Annotated in this window: 3 protein-coding genes; 2 read left to right on the top strand and 1 reads right to left on the bottom strand. The window is 75.0% G+C overall.

All coding sequences use genetic code 11. The features are described from left to right. The coding region (locus tag GA0115242_RS24175; RefSeq protein ID WP_141721735.1) for an FHA domain-containing protein at positions 1-734 on the bottom strand (734 nt) is incomplete at its 3' end. 381 nt (positions 735-1,115) lie between these two features. On the opposite strand from GA0115242_RS24175, the gene GA0115242_RS24170 reads away from it, so the two are divergent. After that, entirely contained in the window at positions 1,116-2,768 is a 1,653-nt protein-coding gene (locus GA0115242_RS24170) for a serine/threonine-protein kinase (RefSeq protein WP_093831880.1), read from the top strand. 105 nt (positions 2,769-2,873) lie between these two features. Further along, positions 2,874-3,871, top strand: a 998-nt coding sequence (locus GA0115242_RS24165) for a serine/threonine-protein kinase (RefSeq protein ID WP_093831878.1), incomplete at its 3' end; no start/stop codon positions are given.

The following is a 3,871-nucleotide window of genomic DNA, read 5'->3' as shown; positions in this document are numbered from 1 at the left end:
CGCGCGTGCGGCAGGCGCCCGGCGTCGGGACGGAGGGGGGCGTCGCCCTCGGGGCGGGACACGCGCACGTGCCCCTCGCCGTCCGGCGTCGTCGCCACCCGCGCCCCCGGACCGCCCGCCGGGGTCAGCCGCAGCGCGGACTCGCCGATCCGCAGCAGGGCGCCCGGCGCGAAGCGGACCGGCCGGTCGGTGACCCGCGCGCCGTCCAGCAGGGTGCCGTTGGTCGAGCCCAGGTCGGCGACCTGGACCCGGCCGTCGGGCGCGAGGGTCACCGCGCAGTGCAGCCGGGAGACGTCCGGGTCGTCCAGCGGGACGTCGGCGTCGGCGGAGCGGCCGATCCTGATCTCGCCGCCGTGCAGCAGGTGGACCCCGCCCGCGTCCGGCCCGGCGGTGACGTGCAGCTGGGTCGGGGCGTCGTCCAGCTCGGGGTGCGGCTCGGGTTCGGCGGGCGCGCCCAGCGCGAGGACCGCGCCGTCGACCAGGGGCGGCTCGCCCAGCGTGCACCTGCGGTCGTCCAGCCGCTCGGCGCCCGCGTACAGGACCACGGGGCCGCCCGGCTCCCGGCCGCGCTCGGCGGGCATGCCGTCGCCCGAGACCGCCGAGGCCAGTGCCGACGCCACCGCGGACAGGGCTGTCCCGGCGGGGGCCGTGACCAGCACGTCGCAGCTCGCGGTGCGTCCCCTCGTCCGGTCGGGCGGGCCCAGCGGGTCTACGACGGTCAGCCGGATCTGCATCGCCGTCAGCGGTCCCTTCTGCGCGGGGGCGCGGACTTCCCCCCACCCCACACGAGCACGTCTGCCAGTACTGCAGGCATCCTCGCACCTGCCACCGACAATGCGCCCGCGGTCCCGCCAGAAGTGATCTTGATTGGTCGGCTCTGCCCTCAAAAATGCCTGATCAGTAGTTCACTCCGGACCGCTTGAGATCGGTCACGTCCGGACGGGGCAACCGGAAGGACCGGGTCGCACGTCTTTCCTCTGACCACGAACGACCGAACCTGCACGACTCGCGACCACGACCGGAGCCCGGGACGCACGGCGGGATGAGCACCCGGCGCCGGTCGGCCCGGCACTACAGTGGGTCGGAACGCAGACAACCAGCAGGGAGCACATGACGTGCGGCCGGTAGGCAGCAAGTACCTGCTCGAGGAGCCGCTCGGACGCGGCGCCACGGGCACCGTCTGGCGAGCCCGCCAGCGGGAGACCGCGGGTGCCGAGGCCGCAGTGCCCGGCCAGCCCGGCGAGACCGTCGCGATCAAGGTCCTCAAGGAGGAGCTGGCGAGCGACCCCGACATCGTGATGCGCTTCCTGCGCGAGCGCTCGGTGCTGCTGCGGCTGACCCACCCGAACATCGTCCGGGTCCGCGACCTCGTCGTCGAGGGCGACCTCCTCGCCCTCGTCATGGACCTCGTCGACGGCCCCGACCTGCACCGCTACCTGCGTGAGAACGGCCCCTTCAGCCCGGTCGGCGCCGCCCTGCTCACCGCCCAGGTCGCCGACGCGCTCGCCGTCAGCCACGCCGACGGCGTCGTCCACCGCGACCTGAAACCGGCCAACGTCCTGCTGCGGCAGTACGGCGACCAGATGCATCCGATGCTGACCGACTTCGGCATCGCGCGCCTCGCCGACTCCCCGGGGCTCACCCGCACCCACGAGTTCGTCGGCACGCCCGCGTACGTGGCGCCGGAGTCCGCCGAGGGCCGCCCGCAGACCTCCGCCGTCGACATCTACGGCGCCGGCATCCTGCTGTACGAGCTGGTCACCGGCCGTCCCCCGTTCGGCGGTGACTCGGCCCTCGAAGTCCTGCACCAGCACCTGAGCGCCGAACCGCGCCGCCCCTCCACCGTCCCCGACCCGCTCTGGACGGTCATCGAGCGCTGCCTGCGCAAGAACCCCGACGAACGCCCCAGCGCCGAGAACCTCGCGCGCGCCCTGCGGGTCGTCGCCGAGGGCGTCGGCGTGCACGCGGGCTCCGCGCAGATCGCCGCCGCGGACGCCGTCGGCTCGCTGCTCGGGCCCGACCCCGAGCCCGCCGCGGTGCCCGGCTCCGGCCTGCCCGGCGCCGGGATCCCGGGCTCCGCCGACCCCACGCAGGTGCTGCCCCACCACGCCGGGGCCTACGACCCGAGCGCGGCCACCAGCGTGCTGCCGCACACCGGCGGCCCCGGGCAGCCCGGCGCGGCCGACCCCACCGCCGTCATGCCGCCGGTGCCGCCGGGAGCGCCCGGCGGGCAGCCCGAGCAGCCGCACCCGTGGCAGAACCAGCTGCGCGCCGCCCGCGACCGCAACGAGCAGACGCAGGTCCAGTACCTCGACCCGAACCAGGACCCGCTGCGCCGCCGTCCCCAGCGCCAGGTCAACCGGCAGCAGCAGCAACAGCAGCCGCCGCAGCACCAGCAGCAGGGCGGCTACAGCTACCCGCCGCAGCAGCAGCCCCCGCAGCGCCAGCAGCGCAGGCAGCAGGCGCCGCCCCGGCAGGAGCCGCAGCGCTACACCCCGCCGCCCACCCCGCAGCAGCCCGTCCGCGAGCCGCGCCAGCCCCGCCAGCGCAGCGCCAACCCGATGAAGATCCCCGGGCTCGGCTGCCTCAAGGGCTGCCTGTTCACGCTCGTGATCCTCTTCGTCGCGGGCTGGCTGGTCTGGGAGCTGAGCCCGCTCCAGGAGTGGATCGGCACCGGCAAGGGCTACTGGGAACAGCTGAGCGACTGGTTCGGCACGGTGACCGGCTGGATCCGGGACATCAGCAACGGGAACACGCCGGGCGGCTGACCCTGGGGATTTGTCGACACCAGCCGGGTGATTTCCGTCTCCGCGGTCAAGGTTGGCTCCTCGGACGCGTAGTTTGAGCGACAACACGCGTCGGTAGGAGCAGTCTTGGCACGGAAGATCGGCAGCCGGTACACCGCGAACCAGATCCTGGGACGGGGCAGCGCCGGCACGGTGTGGCTCGGCGAGGGACCGGACGGACCCGTGGCCGTGAAGCTCCTGCGCGAGGACCTCGCGTCCGACCAGGAGCTGGTCGGCCGCTTCGTGCAGGAGCGCACCGCCCTCCTCGGTCTCGACCACCCGAACGTCGTCTCGGTCCGCGACCTCGTCGTCGACGGCAACGACCTCGCGCTCGTCATGGACCTGGTCCGCGGCACCGACCTGCGCACCCGCCTCGACCGCGAGCGGCGGATGGCGCCGGAGGCCGCGGTGGCGATCGTCGCGGACGTCGCCGACGCCCTCGCCGCCGCGCACGCGGCCGGGGTCGTCCACCGGGACGTCAAGCCGGAGAACGTCCTGCTGGACATGCAGGGCCCGCTCGGACCCGGCGGCTCGCACCCCGCGCTGCTCACCGACTTCGGCGTCGCCAAGCTGATCGACTCCCCGCGCCGCACCCGGGCCACGAAGATCATCGGCACCCCGGACTACCTCGCTCCGGAGATCGTCGAGGGGCTGCCCCCGCGCGCGGCCGTCGACATCTACGCCCTGGCCACCGTCCTGTACGAGCTGCTTGCCGGCTTCACCCCGTTCGGCGGCGGCCACCCCGGCGCGGTCCTGCGCCGCCACGTCACCGAGAGCGTGGCGCCGCTGCCCGGCATCCCGGACGAGCTGTGGCAGCTGACCGTGCAGTGCCTGGCCAAGGCGCCCGCCTCCCGGCTGCGCGCCTCCGAGCTGGGCGACCGGCTGCGCGAGCTGCTGCCGATGCTCGCGGGCATGCCCCCGCTGGACGTCGACGAGCCGGACGCCGAACCCGCCGAGGCCCCCGAGCGGACCGACGCCGACCCCGCGCCGCCCGCCGCCGAGGACCGCCCCGCCCGCCGCCGGGGCGCGGTCCCGCTGGTCCCCGGCGCCAAGCCCGCCGACTCCAACCGCGACACCCACACGTC

The organism is Streptomyces sp. SolWspMP-5a-2 (assembly GCF_900091845.1).
GTDB classification, from domain to species: domain Bacteria; phylum Actinomycetota; class Actinomycetes; order Streptomycetales; family Streptomycetaceae; genus Streptomyces; species Streptomyces doudnae.
Note: the sequence above shows the minus strand (reverse complement) of the source record. Positions and strands in the feature narration are given on the sequence as shown.